Below are 21,208 nucleotides of genomic sequence, written 5' to 3' on the forward strand. Positions count from 1 at the left end.
GGCTTAAATGGGCTGTCCTAGACAGGGGCTGAGTTGGAGGAGTTAGAGAAAGGGTGGATTCTGCGTTTTTCCCTAGGCGGTTCAATCCCACCAATCTGACAGATTACCCCAATTCAATCGGTTTTTCTGTTGTCAGGCAAGAAGATGAGATCCAATTCATTTATTTTTTTCTAAACAAGTTCCAGAATAAGCTTGCCGCCTGTAGTTTTAGTAAATTATAGTAACGTTAGATTGTTAAAAGTCAGATAAAACTGAATTTAAGCGCTGACCCATGGTCACTCAAATCAGTTTTAGCGACTTCAATAATTTACCCATTCAGGTTTAGATAACTCTAGAGAGTCCGGTTCTTTTTTCCGGTTACTGGAGCGACATTAGTCTTGTATCCGTGCCATTTGATTTAAGTTGATAGCTTCATTGGTTATGACATTCCTGTTAAATTCACATAATGTTTTCGAGTATTTAGTCAAGCATGGTTTCTGCAATTCCTCAGAACCAGATCTCAGTCAGGTTGAGCCAGTTGCTGCCAAAAACTTTAACTTATTAGTAAAGTTGACCGACACTCATAAGCTTTTGGTTAAGCAGGAACGGCACAATCAGGATGGGAAAGCGGCTGGTGAGTTTTGGGGTGAGTGGCAAATGCAACTGTTTTTACAGCAATTTCCAGAGGTTGAAAATCTACGCCCATTTCTACCAGACGTGTTGCATTTTGATCGGGATCATTCAATTCTTGTCTGCCGTTACCTGGATGATTACCAGGATTTAATGGAATTCTACAGTAAGGAAAATAGTTTTCCCACAGAAATTGCGGTGGCAATTAGTACGTTCTTGGCGACTCTCCATCGTGATACGTTTAACTGTCAAGATTATCAGGGTTTCTTTGTTCAACAGTCGGATACTCTTACAAGTGAGCAAGTCCCTAAGTTGATTCAGGGGTTGGAACGAATTGGACCCGAAATTTTCGGTCAAGTGCCTGCTGATGGGTTGAAGTTTTTTGCCCTGTATCAGCGGTATGATAGTTTGGGGTGTGCGATCGCGGAATTAGGCAGTGCGTTTTCTGCCTGTTGTCTGACGCACAATGACCTGAAATTGAATAATATCCTGGTTCACAGCGATTGGCAGCAAACCAGTGATAGCATTGTCCGTGTTATTGACTGGGAACGCTCGACGTGGGGAGATCCAGCGTTTGATTTGGGAACATTGATTGCTAGCTATGTGCAAATTTGGCTCAGTAGCTTGGTGATCAGTAATTCACTCAGTATCGAAGAGTCTCTGGGTTTAGCTACGACACCCCTAGAACAGCTTCAGCCTTCCATTGCGGCTCTGACTCAAGCTTATTTTGACACATTCCCGGAAATCTTAGACCATCGCCCTGATTTCTTGCGTCGGGTGGTGCAATTTGCGGGTTTGGCGTTGATTCAACAGATTCAGGCGATGATTCAGTATCAAAAGTCTTTTGGCAATATGGGGATTGCCATGCTTCAAGTTGCCAAGACGTTGTTATGTCGTCCGGAACAATCTATGGCGACGATTTTTGGTGCGGCGGCGGTTCAATTGACTCAGCGTAGCACAAATGCCACATTAGGGGATCTTCTGTGTCGATCCGTGTCAACTTAAGCCACAACCCCCTCACCCCCAACCCCTCTCCCACGCGGGGGAGAGGGGAGTAAGAAAGAAGCGTAAGTTCCAAGATATTTAGTTACAATCAAACGATTATGCAATTACTCGATTCTCCTCAAACTCAGCGAACGACTGAGGCAACTGGGCGATTACTGGATGTTCTGGATGATATTGTTAATAAGGTTGAGATTCAGTCTAAATTCTCGATACGTCATCCAGACTACAAACCATGGGAATTACCGGCTGAGGCAGTTGCCCGTTTTCAGACAATGCCTGAACAGATACAGCAGAAGTATCTGAGTCTGCAACTATGTAATTTTCTCTACGGTATTTATTACAACGGTTCGATGCGAACTGCCCTAGCACTCGATGGGAAGGGGAATAATTTGCCCTTGGATCTGGAAAATAAGACTGTTTTGGGGGTAGATGTTGGATTTTACGAACAATTGCACCAAAGCAATCAGGGAAAGGGATATTTTGATCCGGGTTGGTATGTCGTCAGGCAAGAGAGTGATGGCACTCTTGCTGTAATGAAGAACGGTTTGACGTTACATATCCAGCGATCGCAACATCTCCAACCTGTTGAAATGCAGACGGATGTAGGGAACTGGGTAGCGATTCGGATGCCCCAAAATGTTGTACAAAACGGGTTTTACATGGCAGTTGGCGATGCAGGGTTCCAGAGTCATCATCATCCAGGCTACTCTCCAGAGCTGGTGCGCGTCTACTTCAGCCTAACCCCTGAAGGCGCGATCGCACTCATGAATAGTCTGACACAGCAGTTGAACGACATTTCCATTCCATTTACCTTTAAGGCACTATACAACCCCACTGACTATGAACGTTATGACTCAGGAGTTCTCTATTTTGAGAAGTCTAACTATGAGGCTGTTCGTCAGGTTCTTGAGAGTATTTATGCCCAAACACGAGGGCATTTTCACCCAGAGGTGCCTCTATTCACTAAATTACTTGCACCTGGGCTAGGTTTAGCAGAGGAACCTGATCATAAATTTGCAGCCCAAGAAAGTTTTGGGATGAATCGCTGCCAAATTGTTGCCAATGGTTTACTGGATGCTTGGCAGAAGGGGGATGACTCGCCAAATCGTCGGATGAACGCTATCCTCCAGCAATTCTCCCGCTTGGGGATTGACTGGCAGCGTTCCTACCTCAACGCCAACTCGGAAGACATTTACACACCGTTGAATCGATGAAACTAACTGATCTCACGCCGTCGCCAGTCGTCTCATCACGGGAAATCCGCCCTATTGTGAATAAAAGTTCGGAGTCTGATTTGCCTTTTTACCGTAAACTAGGGCGGACTGATTTAACCGTTAGTTGTCTGGGATTAGGGGGTGGTGGTGGCATTTCCAGTGAAGACACTCTCTACGCTTTCGAGCAAGGAATTAACTACTTTTTTTATTCGAGTGATTTGCACCACTATATCTATAGTTCCATGTCTGATGCCCTGCGTAAATTATGCGGGCGGAAATCATCGGTACGCGAGAAAGTGGTGCTGGCGACGGTAACTTACATCAAAAGTCCTGAGATGGCAATCTCGGCGTTATTAGATCAGTTTCTGGAACTAAAAATTGACTACATTGATATATTGTTTTGGGGCTGGGTGGGTACGAATGATGGATCAGTTTTAAAGGATTGCTTGCAGCTTTCTCCCGATTTAAGAGGCGCTAATTCTGTTTATCAGCGCACGGTCGAAAGAATGATTGGCACATCAGAGCGACTCAAGCAAATGGGAGCTGTTCGTTATATTGGTGCTTCTTTTCACGATGTCAATCTAGCAAGGATGTGGTCTAATAGTCCACTATTGGATGTGGTGATGGTTCGTCATAATGTTGCTCATCGGTCTGCCCAGAGTCACTTGTTCAATCCGTTAGATGTGCAGAACCCACAACGACCCGGTATTGTTACGTTTAAGTCTACGGGTTCTCATTCAGGAGCGCTCTGGGAAGCTCCCCCCGGTCTGCCAAAGGGGTGTTGGCGACCTTCAGTGCCTGATTTCTACCGCTACTCTTTAAGCCAAAATTGTGTGGATGTCTGCTTAATGGGTTTACAAGAGCGATGGGAAATTGATGCCGCGATCGCAGCTATCCGAAAGGGCAAATCAACGGCTACAGAAATTGATTATCTCAATCTCTATGGCGATTTACATCTCAGGAAAATCCAAGTTGAAGATATTTTCAATGAAAAATTACTTTGCCCTATCTAATCGTTAACCAATATCCATTAATTCCTTCAAAAGTATGTCAGAAGATTTGATCTCTAAATTATCACGACCAGACATTCCACCAGCAACCGACGAGGAAATACTTGCATATCTACGACGTTCTCGCCAAATAGCTAAAATAGCTGCTGCGATTGAACGAGAAGCCGTGATTATGAATGCCTGTAAGCAGCTAGGAATTGTTATTTCTGAGGAAGAGTTACAAGCCGCAGGGGATAGCTTCCGTCAAGAACATAAGCTGTTAAGTGCGCCTGAAACCTCGGCATGGTTGGCACAGCAGCGTATGACTGTAGAGGATTGGTCACGAGAAATTCAGGTATCACTACTGACACAACGGTTAAAGGAAATTCTTTTCGGTGAAACTGTTGATACTCATTATATGAGTAACCGCAATGATTATCGGCGCGTCGCTCTATCTCAGATTTTAGTGTATGAACGGGTGGAGGCTGAGAGAATCATCCAACTTATCCGAGTAAAGCCCGCTTCGTTTTGCGCTTTAGCTCTGGACTATTCTCAAGGGAAGCAGTCAAAAGAAAATGGTGGTTTTTTGGGTATTCACTTTCTCGCAGAGTTACAACCAGAAATTGCCCAAGCTGTGACCAATCGCTCTGAAGGAGAAGTGATTGATCCTATTCAAACACAACTAGGCTACCACATTCTAAAACTTGAGAAGTGGTTGCCGATTGAATTGAGGGAAGTAAGGGAGCAAATGTTGGAGTATCTATTTCAGGCTTGGCTAGAGAAGAAAAACCACTCTACACATCTTGCTCAATAGTTTTAATGAAATAATCCTAAGTATCAATATATTGAGTTGAGCCTAAACTTACAGCTATTGATAAATTAAAACTAATCTTCCTGCTTGTCTCTCACCTGAGGGGCATTTTTTTAGACTAAAATCCAATGTTTTAGGGGAAAAAATGTATTAATTATTTCCCTGTTTTTTCATTTATCATTACGGTTTTATGCTGTGTATAGACTACAATAAAAACAAGGTAGTAGAAGAAATCTACTACCTTGTACATCTTTGAATAGGGATAAAATATTCCATGCCTACAATCAAAGTTTCCGATTTGAAGCCTGAAGGATACAACTTGTTCTCTGACTCAGAAAGTTACATGAAAGAACTATCTGAGGACGAATTAGGAACAGGAATATATGGAGGTGCTATATCAACACCTGCCTGTGCTGTTGTTGTTCTAGTAGCCTATACAGTCTCAATCATCGCTTCGGCTGCTCAATCAAAACCTAAAAGCCCTCACAGACCTGGATAATGCGTCTTTGATCTACATAATTGTAGAATGAATAAGATGCTGTAAACAGCGCCAGGATAAGCTTCTATTTAATAAGTAGAAGTAATCCTTAATTATAAGCCCTCTGAATTATATCAGAGGGTTTTAAAGTGAATCCCAGGACTGCTCATCGCCAAGTGCAGAAACTACCATAGTAACCATGAAATAGCAAAAATTGGGGCGGGTTTAGTCCTATCTGGGTGCAATCAAAAGATAGTAGTGAAACCCGCCCCTACAGATCTTCAATGCCTTTTCCAATACTAAAAACGTAAGCCAATGAATTCTACAAAAAACTGTGCTTTTTATTTCTTGTCAATGCTGATTTTAAGCTTTACACATATAATTTTAAATTCTACTATAGTAGTAGGGTTAAACAAGCAAACGCTTAAGTTTACCCCAAACAACTAACGTGATAGAAGGATATTTTTCAATGGCTAACATTGCAATTTCAAACTTGTCTCCATCGGGTTTTGATCTGTTTAATGATTCTGAAAGCTATTTGCAAGAATTGTCTGAACAGGAATTGAGTGTTCAGGGTGGGGTAATGATCACCCCTACAATCACTATAACTATAACTACCACGATCACTTTCACCCTGCGCCGACGATAGATTAACTGATACTAAAGACAAAAGTAAATACCCCTTCTAAGGAACTACTTAGCTTGGGCTTTTGTCCGTCAATTAGTCTGTCTTAGTAATCCTAATATCTGTCTCTAACGGTAGTTATGAGGCAGATGTTTTTTTAGGGAGATAGTCAAGACGAGTAACGAAACATTACGGTATAGCAAGTTTCGGGCAGAATAAACAAAGCCATCTGATGCTCATCAGATGGCTTTCAAGGTTTAAATGGCTGATTATCTACACAAATGAAACGCTCAATTTAATCCATGTTGTTTGATTCGAGCCGACTAACAATTTCAACTTGCTCAATTTTTCGCTTCAGCCATGCAGTAAATAAATCTGAAACAATTTCAAGGCGAACTTTCTCATCCAATTCCGGTTGAATCATCTCCTCAACAAAAATCAAGTGTACCCCTTGAGACGTCATAATCGGCTTAAGCATCTGCGGCGGCGTAGCAGCAAAAACAGCAGCCGAAATCTCCGGCTTCATATCCTGACGTTGAACCATCCCTCGATATCCTCCTTTTCGCCGCAACTCCACAGTTTGAATGTATTGTTGAGCAATATCATAAAAACTCATTTCCTCTGCAGTAATTGCATAGAATAGTTCCATCGCTAAGTCTTCATCATCCAGCACCACCTCATAAATCACTGCACTCGCATAATCTAACTGATGCTCATAAAAGTAGGGTTCAACCTTATCGACAAATAAATGAGCAGCTAACTTCCCAGAGATAGCCGTGTAATAAACAATTTCTTCAAAATCATCTAAAGATAGACTCTGTTTTTTCAACCACGTCCACGTATCATCAGCACTGAGAAGTTTATTCATTAATCGAAGCTTATTTGCAGCTTCTTGGAGTTCCTCAGTATCCATCGTTATTCCAGCTTCACTAGCCGCAGTCGTAATAATCTTACGAGTCACAATCTGCTCAATTAAATCAGGAATTTGGCAAGATAGCTTGACCTGATTCAAAATGTCTTCATTGGTAATCGTAATGACTTGGGACATCCTATTCCTCCGATTTTGTCAAAATTAAATTTGTTAAACAACCTACTCTAATGCAGATTATTTTAGATATCTACAGTTCTAAACCTCCCTTTTGCAACTTTTTAAACGGGTTAAGAATAAAATCAATAATGCGTCGCTGCTGAACAATTACCTCAGCCGTTGCTGTCTGTCCCGGCGTTAAGGTAGTACACCCTTGTGAAGTTTGTATACAAGTCTGTTTCAACTTAATTTCTAGGTCAAAGGTAGCAATCGCTCCCTGAGCTGTTTCCGTTATCTTAGACGTGGGCGAAATCTGGCTTACCGTTCCTTCAACTACCCCGTAGTCTTGAAACGGATAGGCATCAAACTTCATTTTGACAGGCATTCCTTCACGCAGCGTACCACTTTCTGATGTCGCCATTTGTGCCCGGAGAATAAGGGAAGCATTCTTGGGTGCAATCTCAGCAATTAATGTAGTCGGTTGTACTACCGCCCCCGTTCGTTGAATCGGTAACTGAAAAATCGTGCCACTCACTGGAGCGCGTAATACTCGTTGTTCTAACTGAAATTCCCAAGCTTGAATCTGACTTTTGCTTTGGGAAATTTCTGCTTTCAGAGCTGTAACTTGTGCATCAAGTTCTTTGAGTTGTTCTTCACTTTTCAGTATAGCCAATTCTCCAGAATGAATCAAACTTTGATAGCTCTTTTCCTGCTCTTGTAAACGTAGTTTGGCTTGTTCGATATCAGACTGAGCTTGATAAATAATCCTCTGATAGCTGCTTTGTTGCTCTTTCTTCCTCAACTTAGCTTGCTGCACATCCGACTCCGCTTGTTCCTGCAATCGTTGCCGTTCTTGAGCCAAATCTTCCTGCTCAATCACTTTAATTTCGGGAACCACACCTTGCTCCTGAATTTTGCGGTAACGTTGGACTTCTCGTTGTGCCTTAGCTAAACGAATTTCGGCTAAATTCAAGGCAGTTTGGCTATAGTCAAGGTTTTTCTCTGCCTGATTGACTTGAGCCAGTTTTTCTTCCTTTTGTAAATTGTAAGAATTCCTGAGAGACTCCAAATTTTGCCGTGCTTGCTCCACTTGAGCCTGTTTTTCCAAGGCTTGAGCCTGATTCTGTTGCTGTTGAGCGCGAACTCCCAGAAGCAATTGGTTTTTCATTAATTCCAACTGCGTCAGCCGATTTTGTTGCCCTTCTAATCTCGTCTGAGCTTGCTGAAGTTCGCTCTTAATCTCCTCGGATTCTAGTTCCAGTAACGGCTGTTTGTTGGTGACCAATTGACCTTCCTTGACTAAAACATTAGCCACTGTCCCCGCCACGGGTGCATCGACTTTAAACACATTTCCCTGCGGCTCTAGTCGTCCTCTAGCACTCCCGGTTTCATCGACTTTAGATAACATTGCCCAGGGTAAGACAATCCCGGCAAACACGACTAAGAAATACAGTAACCCCCGCGTCCAAACTCGCGGTAAGGTATCAATCAGTTCCTTGGTCAACGATGACCAATCGTCACTCATCTGTTCAGATAAATTTGCCGGATTCGGGAGTGCTATCTGATCAGAATTGGTAGAGTTTATCGCTTCAGGTAGTTGATTGTCATTACGATAGTAACGATTCGGACTATCCGATTCCTGTCTAGATGGATTTGGCATGGGTTAGTATTGAGTGTTGATTGTGAATGGGGTATTGGAGTTTATCAGGGAATGTCTCATGAATTTTTATGCTGAACCATTGACAGTCTTTGAGGTTAAACGCTGGGATGAGATTCTTCGCTTCTGTTCCTTCGCTTCGCTCAGGACAGCGCTCAGAATGACAAAGTACACTAAATCGGTGGACACAATTAAAGTTAGAGGTAGAGAGCGTCATTTGTTATTAGTCATTGGTCATCTGTAAGGATTTGAAGTTTGTTAAGCTGTTATGCATTTAATTTGGGTATTAGTAGCGAGCAAGATGGGTATTAGTAGCGAGCAAGATGGGTATTAGTAGCGAGCAAGACGGGTATTAGTAGCGAGCAAGATGGGTATTAGTAGCGAGCAAGATGGGTATTAGTAGCGAGCAAGATGGGTATTAGTAGCGAGCAAGATGGGTATTAGTAGCGAGCAAGATGGGTATTAGTAGCGAGCAAGATGCTCGCAATACAATGCTTTTGCCATTATTGAAGTTAAGGTTTAAATGCCGAACAACTTAACTTTTTTAGTCCAGCAAATAGAAGTGATGTCCAACTCCTTAGACATTTTCTAATTCTCATTAGCGATTAACCTTTCATTCAACCTGTCACAGTAAGTTGCTGCTGATTGAGGTAGAAATACTGACCCCGCTTTGCCATTAATTCATCGTGAGTTCCAATTTCTACCACAACACCTCTATCCAACACCAAAATTCGGTCAGCATTTCGTACTGTTGACAGGCGATGAGCAATCACCAATGTTGTCCGATTCGTCAGAATCGTATTCAGATTAGTCTGAATAATCCGTTCTGATTCAGCATCCAAATTGCTGGTGGCTTCATCTAAAATTAATAATCGCGGATTTCCTAATAAAGCACGGGCAATTGCAAGGCGCTGTCGTTGTCCACCCGATAACATCCCTCCCCCTTCTCCAATTTGGGTTTCATAACCCATGGGCAATTCCTTAATAAATTGATGCGCTCCCGCCTGTTTAGCGGCGTCAATCACATCATCCAACGTAGCTTCGGGATGACCCACTGTAATATTCTCCCGAATTGTACCCCCAAATAGAAACGTATCCTGGTCAACCACACCAATTTGTTGTCTAAGCGATCGCAGGGATAAACTGGTAACATCGTAGCCATCAATGAGAATCTTCCCTTCAGTCGCAGGATAGAGTCCCAAAACCAGCTTAGAAATCGTCGTTTTCCCCGAACCACTACGCCCAACTAACGCCACCATTTGCCCGGGCTGCACATCAAAACTGACATTTTCTAGCGTATTCAGATCACTTTCGGGATGGTAACGAAACGTGACTTGCTCAAACCGAATATGTCCGCGAATTGGGGGTAAGAATTGACGAGAGGACGAGTGTAAATCTTCCTCCGGTTTCGTGTCAATCACATCATTAATTCGCTCCACCGCAATCACGACTTCCTGCAACTCATTCCACAACACAATCAGCCGTTGGAAGGGACGAATCACATTCCCCATCAACATATTAAACGCGACTAATTGTCCAATTGTGAGTTCATTTTGAATCACCAGCCACGCGCCAAACCAGAGTAAGACTGTTGTGATTACGGCTTCAATGGTTAAGCTAAATGTCTGGAGTGTATTGCCAATCACCTGCCCAGAAAAGGAGGTTTTAATCGACTTGCCCAACAGATCCTCCCAATGCCAACGCACCGTCTGCTCAACCGCCATGGATTTCACAGTACGAATACCTGTCAAGGATTGGATTAAGTAGGCTGTCTCCTCATTAGACGCTGCAAAAATCTCACGGGAAACCCGCTGCAAAAAGGGTGTCGCAATTAATGCCAATACCACAAACGGTGGGACAATGACCAATGTTAACAGCGCCATCTTCCAACTGTACCAAAACATTAATCCCACATAGACAAATACAGTTAATAAATCCAGAAGAATGGACAGGGCTTCCCCTGTGAGAAAACGCTGTATTTTGCGATTTTCTTGGACACGAGAAATAATGTCTCCCACATAACGGGACTCAAAGAAACTCAATGGAAGCCGGAAGGTATGGCTGATAAACCCGACAATTAGTGCTAAATCGACTCGGTTGGCAGTATGATCCAAAAGGTACTGCCGTAGTCCAGTCATGGCGACTCGAAATAAGCTAAAGAGAAGTAAGCCTAACCCGACGGCAGTTAACGTCAACGTGCTGCGCTGTACAACTACCCGATCTAACAGTAACTGAGTAAATAGTGGCGTAATCAGTCCAAAAACCTGAATCAGAACTGACGCAATCAATACTTCCAGCAACACGAGTTGGTGGGGCTTCACCAGTTCAAAGAATTGCCAAAAGGGAGTGCTGGCTGCTTGAGCCTGCTTGAGTAGGGCTGTGGGTTGGAGTAATAAGGTATAACCCGTCCAATCCGCTTTAAATTGGGCATGAGTTAGGCTACGCTGACCAATAGCCGGATCAGCAACAATCACGCGATCGCGAGTTACTTCATAAACGACAATATAGTGCTTCCCTTGCCAATGAATAATCGCCGGTAACCGTTGTTCAGCCAGTTTATTCAGACTGGCTTTTACCGGACGAGTGGTAAACCCAATACTCTCAGCAGCGGCGGCTAACCCCCGCAGTGACGCCCCATTACGGTCAACATTGGCAATATCCCGCAGGCGATTAACACTAAACCGCTTCCCCCAGTAACGCCCCACCATCACCAAGCAAGCTGCACCGCAATCTGAGGCACTTTGCTGAGCAAAGAAGGGATAGCGTCGGGTGATTCGCCCCCACCACTGACCCACTTTTACGGTAGGGTTAGGGAAGTACGCTCGACTTATCTGGGACTGGGGTTTTTGTTCCTCAGACAGTTGAGACAAGACAACCGCCTCAGACTGACTGGGAAATGCTGTAACCGATGAGTTATCAGTGGATTGGCTAGTGTTTGCCCCCCTCACCTGTGAATCTCGGCGTACTGCACTGGCGTACAGATGCTCTTTTATCGCAGGATACTGGCGAATGAGCGATCGCAAAACATCACCAGGAATATAGCCAAGCCTCAACTTGACGGAAGCTCTAGCCGCATAGGGGTGAAATGTCTCCTCTGGAAACAGCGTGAGTTCCCCAAATGACGCCCCTGTCTCTAGTGATGTAATTAAATCATCTGTCGTATTGAGCAGTCTGACTTTACCCGCCAAAACGATATAGAGTCCCGCCGTTGCATCTTCTGTTTGCCAAAATCGTTTACCTGCTTTTGGCTCTAGAATTTCCATCTGTTGGCAGCAGTTGGAGAGTTCCCCATCGGAAAGCGTTTGTCCCAAGGTTTGGGCAAGGTGTTGACCCAACTGTTGTTGAGAAAAGGGTAATGAATGCTGAACCATGAGTGAGTTTTCGCTGATTAGCAGAGCTAGTTACGGATTTTGATCCCATTGAATGACTTTGGGAGTTCGGAGGAAGAGGACGATGGTAAGTCACCAATTTTGATCCGAGATTTTTTCGGGGTTTCTAAATCCGTTTGTTCAGGTGCTGAATCGGATTTAGGTCGAGTGGAGAGTCCCATTTTCTTCAGCAAAAGGTTAACGTTGCGATCGCTAATTTCAATCCCCAATTCTTTCGCCAGATGTTTACTTAACCATTGCCCAGTCCAGCGTCTAAATGAATAGCCATACTCCCGAGGACTATGGCTCACCAGTTCTTTCAACCGCTCTAAATACTGGTCATTTACCGTCTTTGGGCGACCAATCCGACTTTCTTGCCATTGGTGTGCCATTCCAGAACGGGCGATGTGTATCCAATGCCGTGCGGTTGCTGGAGAACAGCCTAAGGTTTGACAAATTTTGGCTTGAGATATCCCTTCATCTGCCAGCAACATGATTTCAATGCGCTGGCGGTACTTTTCCGGTAAATCCTCTTGCAGGCTTTTTTGCAGTAGTTTGCGCTGAAACGGTGTTAAATGCTGACCCGATTGTTTCACAGTCATCTCTCCTTCTGGAACGTCAGGTATGGCGAATAACTGACTGAACTGGATAACGGTAGATTGGTTCGTTGTCATCGTCGCCAATGTGTCCTTCCTCTAACGCCTCAAACTCTTTCACTGGCTTAGTCGGGTGGAGTTTGGCGATTTATGCAGTTAAGGGGAAAAATTTCTGCGATCGCACGTATACCGTAGGGTGGGCATTACCCACCCGCCTTACAGAGCATGGGATTCCTGCTACTAACTGACTTCACAGGCGATCGCACTTGACTTTTCACAGTATGTGGCGCAACGTGAGTATTCAGTGTGTAGGGGCGGGTTTCACCACTATCTTTTTGGTTGTACCCAGATGGAACTAAACCCGCCCCGATTCAGGTTTCTAGACTTCCCATGAAAAGTGAGGATCGCACAGAACCCTGGCGTGTGAAAGCACAAGGTGTTCCCCAGAGATTGGGTCTTATGAATGATTGGAAAATCCTGTAATTATTTTTTTTAGCACCAGTCTGATAATTAGGGCGAGTAACTCATACGATCCAAATAGAATACTGAAGGAAACGGTCATGAGGGGAATAGCATAAGCAGGCTTCACAGCCAGCTTATTGGAGTTATCCGATAAGCTCTCTTTATAGGCTAAAACCTCTTCAATACATATTTCCTTAGAACATTTTTCAATTGAAATTGCCTCCGCTTGTTCCAAGTCTCTGACCGCCTCTTTTGAGAAAACGTATCCGAATACACCTCCCCAAAGTATCAATACAATAATTTTAGAAATTACCGCAAGTCTAGTTGTCTCAAACTTGAGACTGATGACGCTCTCCGAAGAATTATTTTGATCCATTTTTTCTCCTTTAATGACCTAACAGGACAAGTTGAACATCTGTCGCCAATTTAGCTGTTGATCCCGTTCAAGTCGTCAACGGGATTTCTCAGGATAATAGTCAGGTTAACTAATCCTGGGCTTAGTCCAATTGATTCGGATAAGCTGTTCGGCATTTAAACCTTAATGTCAATAATTGCGAAACCCTTGTAGTGCGTTTAGCGAAGCCATGCCGCAGGCTTTAGCGAAGCCATGCCGCAGGCTTTGCATCTTGCTCGCTACTAATACCAAATTTAAATGCATGACAACTTACCTGGGATTGACTTATTGAGGTTGGTTTTTGAGTTTATGCATTTAGGTAGGCTAACGATGCACCTTCCTTATCAGGGTTGAGTTTTTCGATTTATGCAGTTAACGGGAAAACACGACACTCTCTAGCCTTGAGTCGCTGCGGAAGTTCTCTCGGAGCAATTTCTGATACAGTTAAATTAGTGCAACACTAGCTTATCAGAATTATACGTTCTACACGAGCCAGTAACCATGTCAAATGGACAATCTCAGGAGATTATTGATCAATTCTGTATTTTATACGAGAAAACCAGCCACCATGGTTATCCTCGCTTCAAGCCATCGGTGCAACAGCGCCTGAAACGCCGCATGGAAAAACTGGTTCAGTTACATCCAGACTGGTACACGGACGATTATGTTGACTATTTCTGGAGTATCATCAACCAAGACTCACTACCTGAATCGGAACAACAATTTGCCCATCTCCATCTGGTTGCTTATTTGGATACCTCTCGCTGTCATTTTATCCGCCAGTTTTCCCGCAAATTCCCCTTCCCTCTAGCCACCTGTCTCCATTTCTTTGACCTGACAACGGATGTTCTCTACAATCGCGACTCTTTAAAAAAAATTATTGATAACTATAAAGCGACTACGAGTCATGCCGCTAATTTGAAAACTTATGTAGAAGGTGCCCTTAAGAATATCATCCTCGACCAAATGAATTGGGAATCTGACTGGCATCTTTTATGTAATGTGGATCTCACCAGTCGCCGAAAATTCAATAATGCCCAGCAACGATTGAAAGAGGCTTTATTGCGCCAAGGACTCAGGGAACCGATGATTTCTCAATATTGCTTTGCTTGGCAGTATTTTGTTCCTATCTATAAAAACAATCGGCGTTATAACCCGATCCAAAGGAAAGGTAGGGCATGGGTGCAACCTGAACGAAGTGATTTTGAAGAAACAGCTAGAGCCTATAATCTGAATCGCTTTGTTGCGAATACACCCCTACAGGTTTCCTCTGGCTCAAATGTAACGGCACAAATGATTCAGCAATGGATGACGAGTTGTATTGATGCGTTACGCAATTATCAGAAACTTGTAGAAACCTCAAGAGATGCCGATAGCTATGAAAAACACTATGATTTATCAGTTAATCCTTGGGAAATAGTGGAGTATGACCAAGGTTATGACGATTTTATCAATCATATAACGTCTAATTTACAGGCAAAACTCCAGACTATTGATCAAAATTTAGAAAAAATTAGGAGTAAAATTCCCCAGCAATTTCGTCAGGCGGTTATGCCTTTGTGCTATCCTCACGAACTTTCGCTGCTGGTTCAAGAACAGTTTGCCAAGAAAGTGGGAGTCAATCAAGGGACAATCGCTCGTTTTATCGCCAATACCTACAAATCTCCTCTGTTAACTCAACTAGATAGTTTGATGCGGACGCAGTTATCCCCTGATTTGGATAGTTGGAGTCAAACCTACGTGAACGAGTTTTTGTCAAAGCGATTTACTAATCCTAATCAAACTCATGAGATTGATCGGGCGTTAATGGTTACTATTAATTCTCTCAATCACCAGTCCCAATTACTCCTTAGATTGTACTATGGGCAAAACAGGAGTATTGATACCTTGGTTGAGGATTTAGACCATGAGTCTACCTATACCATCGACCAAAATTTAATTTCAATTCGATCTGATTTGCAACGAGTCGCTAGGGAAACAATCCATAAACTACAGCTTAGTTATGTTGAGCAAGTCACTAGAGTCTACTATAAGCAAGTCGTATCTTGCCAATTGTTGACGGCTTTATCCAGCATGAAATTGAGGAAAATCCTGAAAATGCGATATGCCCAGAGAATGCCTGAAGACAAGATCGATCGGCTGCTGCCCAACGAAAACATAAGCCAAGCGATTAACCACGCTAAACAGCAATTACAGAAGGTTTTACTTCAGTGGAGTTATGGAAATTATGGAATTTCTTTAGAAGCCGAAAAAGAACAAGTTAGTAAGGTTATTGAAATTTGGCTCAATCAGTTGTATTGCTTAGATTTAAACAAAAAAAATCGTATATAAACAAATTATGTTTAAGTTACTAGAATTATCAACAACATATCCTGATCAAGTTTGGTTGAATTTATCCGAGAAAGAACAACAACAAGCTTGGCAGCGATCGCAAAATCATGCTAATGCGATGACTCGCTGTAATGCCTACCTGAATGAACTCTGTTTAACGGCATTTATCCCTTGGCTGGAGGGATGGTGTCAAGAAGAACAAGAGGGTGACAAATCGACTCAAATTCGTACTTTTACAGAATCATTCTTACCCAGTATATGGGAATTCATCAATGGTAGCCTAATTAACTTCGGTGATGTTCGACTAGCGCTGATTCCCACAGATAGCACGGATTTAGATGAGGTTTGTGTTCCTCAAGAGTGGGTCGATATTGTCAGTTGGAGAGCCGATTATTATCTGGCTGTACAAATAAACCTGGATAGTCTCGATACATCTTGGATGAGACTGTGGGGATATATTAGCTATCAGAATTTGCAGCAAAACGGGATATATGAAGAAAGCGATCGCGCGTATTATATTTCTGGACAATATTTAACTCCAGATCTTACTCTGATGTTACTTCAACCTGAACCCGTTTTCCCAAATATTTTACAAATTGAATCAATACCGTCTTTAACCCAGGAAACCGCTGAACGGTTATTGGCACAACTGAGTCAAACCTCGGTTTCTACCCCGCGTCTTGCGGTTTCTTATGACCAATGGGCTGCATTTGTCACAAATGAAAAATGGCGTCAAGACTTATATGAAAGACGGTTAAGACAAGTTCAAAGAGTGGCAGAACCTGCTCCACCTCGGATTAACCTAGGACAATGGTGGCAAAATATCTTTGAGTTGGGTTGGCAATCTCTAGACGCATTTTTAAGCCGAGATTCAGTTCAGGTTGCTGTTAGTTTTAGACATAAACGCTCTCAACTCAACGAAGAGAGACAGGTTTATGTTGAAGGGATTAAGGTAATCGATTTGGGCATAGAACTCAACAATCAAGCCGTGGCGTTGCTGGTGGGTTTAGCACGAGAGACAGACGAACGAGTCGGTGTTCGGGTACAACTGTATCCGGTGGGAGAAACCCCTATCTTACCCCCTAATATTCGCGTTGCCTTACTCTCTCAATCAGGTGCTATACTTCAGGAATACCAAGCCCGAATACAGGATAATTTAATTCAACTGAAACGATTCACCTGTCCCGTCGGGAAACAGTTCAGCATCCGGGTGGCGCTGGGTGAATTTAGTATTACTGAAAACTTCGCGATCGCGCCCTTTGCGACTAATGAGTAATTTAGTGATCTTGAACCTAGGACGAGGAGACTTGTACAATGGCTTTGCCTGGGTTACAGCTCAGTTACAGGTACAAGATCAACCCCAAAATCGGCAGGTAATCGGCAGTTTACCCGCCGCCCCTCATTTGGTGGAACTTTACCGCCACTGGCAATTACTCTACGATTTACTCTATCAGGCTCGTTCATTTATTATTAGTCGCTCTCATCCTCAACCCATCGACATTGATGACGATATCCAAATTGATCACACTGACGTAACTCACGTTGGCGAAACGGATTTTGCTGAGGTTTGTCAGGAATTACAACAGCAGATTGATACCTGGCTCGATTCCCCAAACTTTAGTCCGATATGCCGTCAACTTTATCAGCAATTTCACCCGAATCAAGACATTCGCGTCATTCTTCAAACCGAAGACAGTAACCTGAGAAAATTACCCTGGTATACCTGGCGATTTTTTCGAGATTATCCCCACGCCGAAGTGTCGTTGAGTTCTCTCAACATTGAACCGATAAAAACAACTCAACCGCCAACTCAAACCGTGAGAGTATTGGCAATTCTCGGCGATGCAACGGGAATTGATATTGATGTGGATCGGCAATACCTCGCCAGTCTGGATGGTGCCGAAACCGTCTTTTTAGTCGAACCCCGCCGACAGGAGTTAAATGAGCAGCTTTGGCATAATCAGGGATGGACAATTCTCTTTTTTGCCGGACATAGTTCTAGCCAAGGGGATAGCGATTTCGGTGAGATTTATATCAACCCCCATGAGCGTTTAACCATTCCTCAATTAAAACACGCCCTCAACGAAGCGATCGCGGGAGGGTTAAAATTAGCCATTTTTAACTCCTGCGATGGCTTAGGATTAGCGCGACAACTGTCGGATCTGCATATTCCCCACATTATTGTCATGCGCGAACCGGTACCGGATAATGTGGCTCAAGCCTTCCTTAAATACTTTCTGATTGAGTTGGCTGGGGGGCGATGCTTCGATTTAGCGGTACGGAAAGCGCGGGAACGATTGCAAGGATTAGAGGGGGAGTTTCCCGGTGCAAGCTGGTTACCGATCATTGTACAAACACCGACACCGATCGCACCCTCTTGGCAAGATTGGCGGCAACAGCCAAAACCTGCCCCTAAACCTTCTATCATGGGAGCCAGACGCCCCCGTTGGCAAACTCTCCTGTTAAGTAGTGCGATCGCGACAGGGTTGGTGATGGGAGTGCGGTGGTTGGGGTTCCTGCAATCTACAGAACTTTGGGCGTTTGATGCTCTGATGCGAATGCGCCCGACAGAACTACCCGATGATCGCCTAGTGATTATTACCATAGATGCTGCCGATATTCAATATCAAGATCAGCAGGGAATGAAACGCCAAGGATCACTGGCGGATCAGGCGTTAGTCAACCTCTTGGACAAAATTAAACCCCACCAACCCGCCGTCATTGGGTTAGACATTTATCGTGATCCAGTGGCGTTTACACTAGATCCCGACGCCGCCAAACAAGCAATTCGTGAGCGAGATCAGCGATTTATCGACATTTGCCAAATCGGGGGCGGTGCTAGAGAATCCCCGGAAATTCCCCCACCATCAGGCGTTCCGGTGCAGCAGGTAGGATTTAGTGATCTCCCCAATGATCCAGATTTAGTCATCCGACGCCAGATTTTTGGCATGGCGGCGGGAACCCAATGTCAGACTCAGCAATCCTTTAGTTTTCAGATTGCCCGTCACTATTTAACCTTACAGGATATAGAATTTAAACGGCTTTCCCGCACCCAGTTTCAAATCGGCACCCGTATCTTCCCCAAATCGGAACGCCACAGGGGAGGCTATCATAATCTCGATTCCGGTGGCTTTGAAGTGTTGCTGAATTATCGTGCAACACAGAGAATTGCTCAAAAAGTACCTTTAAAGCAAATTTTAGACGGATCAAAAGATGAGGAATTGGCAACCTTAATCCGCGATCGCATTGTACTGATTGGTACAATCGACAACAGCTATGGAGACTATCATCTCACTCCCTACAGTGCCGCGTTTGAGCCGATTCAAGAACTCTCAGGGGTGGAAATCCAGGCGCAGATGGTGAGTCACATCATCAGTGCCGTATTAAATCAGCGACCTGTGGTATGGTGGTTCCCACAGTGGGGTGATGTGCTTTGGGTTTGGGCTTGGTCTGGAGTCGCAGGTGTATGCATGGGAGGATGGCATCATCGGCGACTCTATCTGATCGTAGCTGGGGGTACAGCGTTAGCCGCACTGGGGGGATGCAGCTTTGTTTCCCTGTGGCGAACCGGACTTTGGTTACCTCTGATGCCGTCGATAGTCGCGTTTACGATTGTCGGGATATTTTATTTCTGCCGAGCGCTATGAATATTCAATACTGGTTAATTCCATTAGCCTACAGTATTAGTTGGAGCTATTTTCCCTCAGGTTTAAGCACAGAATCTCCTAGCATTCCGGGACAACTCATGCCTTATGTGTTCGCCCAGGAAAATGATGATAATGTTGACTTTCAATCTGATGGTAGAAGTGGGAACCGCACCGGAGGTGGAAGTCGTAGCAAGTGTCCCCCAATGAATTTTCCCCTAACCGCGTTAGTTCCTGAATCAAACTGGGGGAGAACCTTTGCGGCACACCCAACATTGTGGTTTTATGTTCCTTATTCTCCAGAACAAGCCCCTGTGGGAGAGTTTGTGTTGCAAGATGAAGCGGGTAATGATATCTATCGGCTTCCGTTTGAGTTATCGCAAACACCAGGTTTAGTTCGTCTCACCATTCCGGATACTCAAGAATCACTGAAAAGGGGTAACTGGTATCGCTGGTACTTCACACTGTATTGCGATCGCGACAAATCTGCTAGTCCAGTTTTTGCCCAAGGATGGATACAGCGAATTCCTTTAACTCCCACTCTAGAACGTCAACTTAATGCGGCAAAACCCCGCGAAGATCAGGTTTATGTCGCCAACCGAATTTGGTTCGATGCATTAACGCATTTAGCGAATCTTCGTTTGGCTAACTCTAACCAGGTTACCGATGCAGACTGGCGCAAGCTCTTGCAAGGGAAAGGGGTTAACTTAGAACTGCCAAGCCAAGAATTAAACATGGGTTATGTTATCTTTAACGAACCGAGGAGTTTGGGGGAGCTGTAAACCCCACACCATAATAGTTCATAGCTAATTGCTTAAATTGGAGATTCCTATGCTGGATGCCTTACCAGGACTCCTGGATTTCGATACCCTAAAAACATTCATCTTACTCACACTAGCCGGGATTTTCGCGATCGCGGGCGGTTTGTTTGCCTCTCGCTGGCTAGGTTCGTTATGGGAGCGGTTCAGGGATATCTATCCTAAGGTAATTCAACCGGAAAAAGAATTACTGGGGTTAGTCCTCAGTCTAACCTTAACCGATATTATTTTTCTCGCTTATGCCAGACGAGAGTTTATCAAGCTGATGGAACTTCCCATCAGTCTCGCTTTAGCGATTACAGCGAGTTTATTAGGCTCTCGGTTATTCAAGCGGTTTTTTGATGCCTATCTGTTAAACGCCACCCTGCAAAGTGGACGGAAGGTGAATAGTGAATTATTACTCCTTTCCAAACTGGTTGTCAATTTACTGATTATTGTCACCATCATCATTATCTTTGCCCAAACCCATCAAATCAATATTTTTGGCTTGTTGGCAAGTTTGGGAATTGGTGGACTGGCGGTGGCGTTTGCGGCACAAAAAACCCTGGAACAGCTACTTGGTGGTATTGTGATTTATATTGACCGTCCTTTCGTGGTTGATGATTATATCGGTTTACCCGATGGCACATTTGGCAGAGTCGAATCCATTGGACTACGGTCTACCAAAATCCGCTCCTCTGGTAAAGGGACGTTAATGGTGATTCCCAATAGTTCCCTGACTCAGGTCAGTATTGAAAACTTCACGGGTGCTAAGAAAGTTATTTCGATTATCTCATTAATTTTCTATCGTCCGATACCCGACCAAGAAAAATCACTGATCCGCCAAGTTATCTTAGAAAGCACGATTGATATTTTTGGGATTGACTCTCGCAGTACAGATGTCACGTTTAAAGATATTATCCAAGATGGAAATCCGGGAATGACTCAAGCCCAAATTAACTTTTTCATCCTGGGTTCTGGTGAGTTCTCGATGGAGTTGCGGCGTCAAGTCCTGGATATTGCTAAACAAAATATCACCAATCAACTCAAGGAATATGGTATTGCCTTTGACATCGAAGAACAAACCATTAATGTCGATTCACCCATTACGATCTAAGTAAGTAGATGGGCACAATAAAAGTTAACGGCTGAGATTGTCATTTGTCATTTGTCATTGGTCATTTGTAAGGGTTTGATGTGT

The 21,208-nt window shown here is 43.8% G+C and carries 14 protein-coding genes; 9 read left to right on the forward strand and 5 right to left on the reverse strand.

Features of this window, described 5'->3' with window-relative positions; translation table 11 throughout:
- Nucleotides 1-420: 420 nt before the first annotated feature.
- From RIB93_RS32035 to RIB93_RS32050, 4 genes are all read left to right on the forward strand, one after another.
- Nucleotides 421-1,614 (forward strand): phosphotransferase family protein, encoded by a 1,194-nt coding sequence (locus RIB93_RS32035; RefSeq protein ID WP_446379274.1) that lies wholly within the window; start codon nucleotides 421-423, stop codon nucleotides 1,612-1,614.
- 98 nt (nucleotides 1,615-1,712) lie between these two features.
- The gene (locus tag RIB93_RS32040) at nucleotides 1,713-2,828 is read left to right on the forward strand and encodes a T3SS effector HopA1 family protein (RefSeq protein ID WP_446379276.1); all 1,116 of its coding nucleotides are present in this window, start codon (nucleotides 1,713-1,715) and stop codon (nucleotides 2,826-2,828) included.
- On the forward strand, nucleotides 2,825-3,841 hold the full coding sequence (locus RIB93_RS32045) for an aldo/keto reductase (protein ID WP_446379278.1): 1,017 nt from the start codon (nucleotides 2,825-2,827) through the stop codon (nucleotides 3,839-3,841). Before RIB93_RS32040 ends, RIB93_RS32045 begins: the two co-directional genes overlap by 4 nt.
- 34 nt (nucleotides 3,842-3,875) lie before the next feature.
- Entirely contained in the window at nucleotides 3,876-4,631 is a 756-nt protein-coding gene (locus tag RIB93_RS32050; protein WP_446379280.1) for a peptidylprolyl isomerase, read from the forward strand.
- A gap of 1,395 nt (nucleotides 4,632-6,026) precedes the next feature.
- Here RIB93_RS32050 and RIB93_RS32055 read toward each other — a convergent pair.
- From RIB93_RS32055 to RIB93_RS32075, 5 genes are all read right to left on the reverse strand, one after another.
- On the reverse strand, nucleotides 6,027-6,779 hold the full coding sequence (locus tag RIB93_RS32055) for a peptidylprolyl isomerase (protein ID WP_446379282.1): 753 nt from the start codon (nucleotides 6,777-6,779) through the stop codon (nucleotides 6,027-6,029).
- A gap of 70 nt (nucleotides 6,780-6,849) precedes the next feature.
- Nucleotides 6,850-8,418: an HlyD family efflux transporter periplasmic adaptor subunit gene (locus tag RIB93_RS32060; protein WP_446379284.1), complete on the reverse strand. Its 1,569-nt coding sequence runs from the start codon at nucleotides 8,416-8,418 to the stop codon at nucleotides 6,850-6,852.
- A gap of 614 nt (nucleotides 8,419-9,032) precedes the next feature.
- Complete coding sequence (locus RIB93_RS32065) at nucleotides 9,033-11,786, reverse strand: peptidase domain-containing ABC transporter (protein WP_446379286.1); 2,754 nt, start codon at nucleotides 11,784-11,786, stop codon at nucleotides 9,033-9,035.
- Between the two features lie 26 nt (nucleotides 11,787-11,812).
- Nucleotides 11,813-12,385 (reverse strand): helix-turn-helix domain-containing protein, encoded by a 573-nt coding sequence (locus RIB93_RS32070; protein WP_446379364.1) that lies wholly within the window; start codon nucleotides 12,383-12,385, stop codon nucleotides 11,813-11,815.
- 451 nt (nucleotides 12,386-12,836) lie between these two features.
- Nucleotides 12,837-13,217 (reverse strand): hypothetical protein, encoded by a 381-nt coding sequence (locus RIB93_RS32075; protein ID WP_446379288.1) that lies wholly within the window; start codon nucleotides 13,215-13,217, stop codon nucleotides 12,837-12,839.
- Between the two features lie 519 nt (nucleotides 13,218-13,736).
- On the opposite strand from RIB93_RS32075, the gene RIB93_RS32080 reads away from it, so the two are divergent.
- Genes RIB93_RS32080 through RIB93_RS32100 form a run of 5 tightly spaced genes read left to right on the forward strand, consistent with a single transcriptional unit; the run spans nucleotide 13,737 to nucleotide 21,124 of the window.
- A complete protein-coding gene (locus RIB93_RS32080; RefSeq protein ID WP_446379290.1) occupies nucleotides 13,737-15,566 on the forward strand; it encodes an XRE family transcriptional regulator in 1,830 nt (609 codons plus the stop codon).
- A 7-nt stretch (nucleotides 15,567-15,573) separates the two neighbouring features.
- Nucleotides 15,574-16,842 (forward strand): DUF1822 family protein, encoded by a 1,269-nt coding sequence (locus tag RIB93_RS32085; protein WP_446379292.1) that lies wholly within the window; start codon nucleotides 15,574-15,576, stop codon nucleotides 16,840-16,842.
- Complete coding sequence (locus RIB93_RS32090; RefSeq protein ID WP_446379294.1) at nucleotides 16,787-19,213, forward strand: CHASE2 domain-containing protein; 2,427 nt, start codon at nucleotides 16,787-16,789, stop codon at nucleotides 19,211-19,213. The genes RIB93_RS32085 and RIB93_RS32090 overlap by 56 nt, the downstream gene beginning before the upstream one ends.
- On the forward strand, nucleotides 19,141-19,992 hold the full coding sequence (locus RIB93_RS32095) for a DUF928 domain-containing protein (RefSeq protein WP_446379296.1): 852 nt from the start codon (nucleotides 19,141-19,143) through the stop codon (nucleotides 19,990-19,992). The genes RIB93_RS32090 and RIB93_RS32095 overlap by 73 nt, the downstream gene beginning before the upstream one ends.
- Before the next feature lie 49 nt (nucleotides 19,993-20,041).
- Entirely contained in the window at nucleotides 20,042-21,124 is a 1,083-nt protein-coding gene (locus tag RIB93_RS32100) for a mechanosensitive ion channel family protein (protein WP_446379298.1), read from the forward strand.
- Nucleotides 21,125-21,208 lie beyond the last annotated feature (84 nt).

It is taken from the genome of Coleofasciculus sp. D1-CHI-01 (assembly GCF_040218875.1).
Taxonomy (GTDB): Bacteria; Cyanobacteriota; Cyanobacteriia; order Cyanobacteriales; family Coleofasciculaceae; genus Coleofasciculus.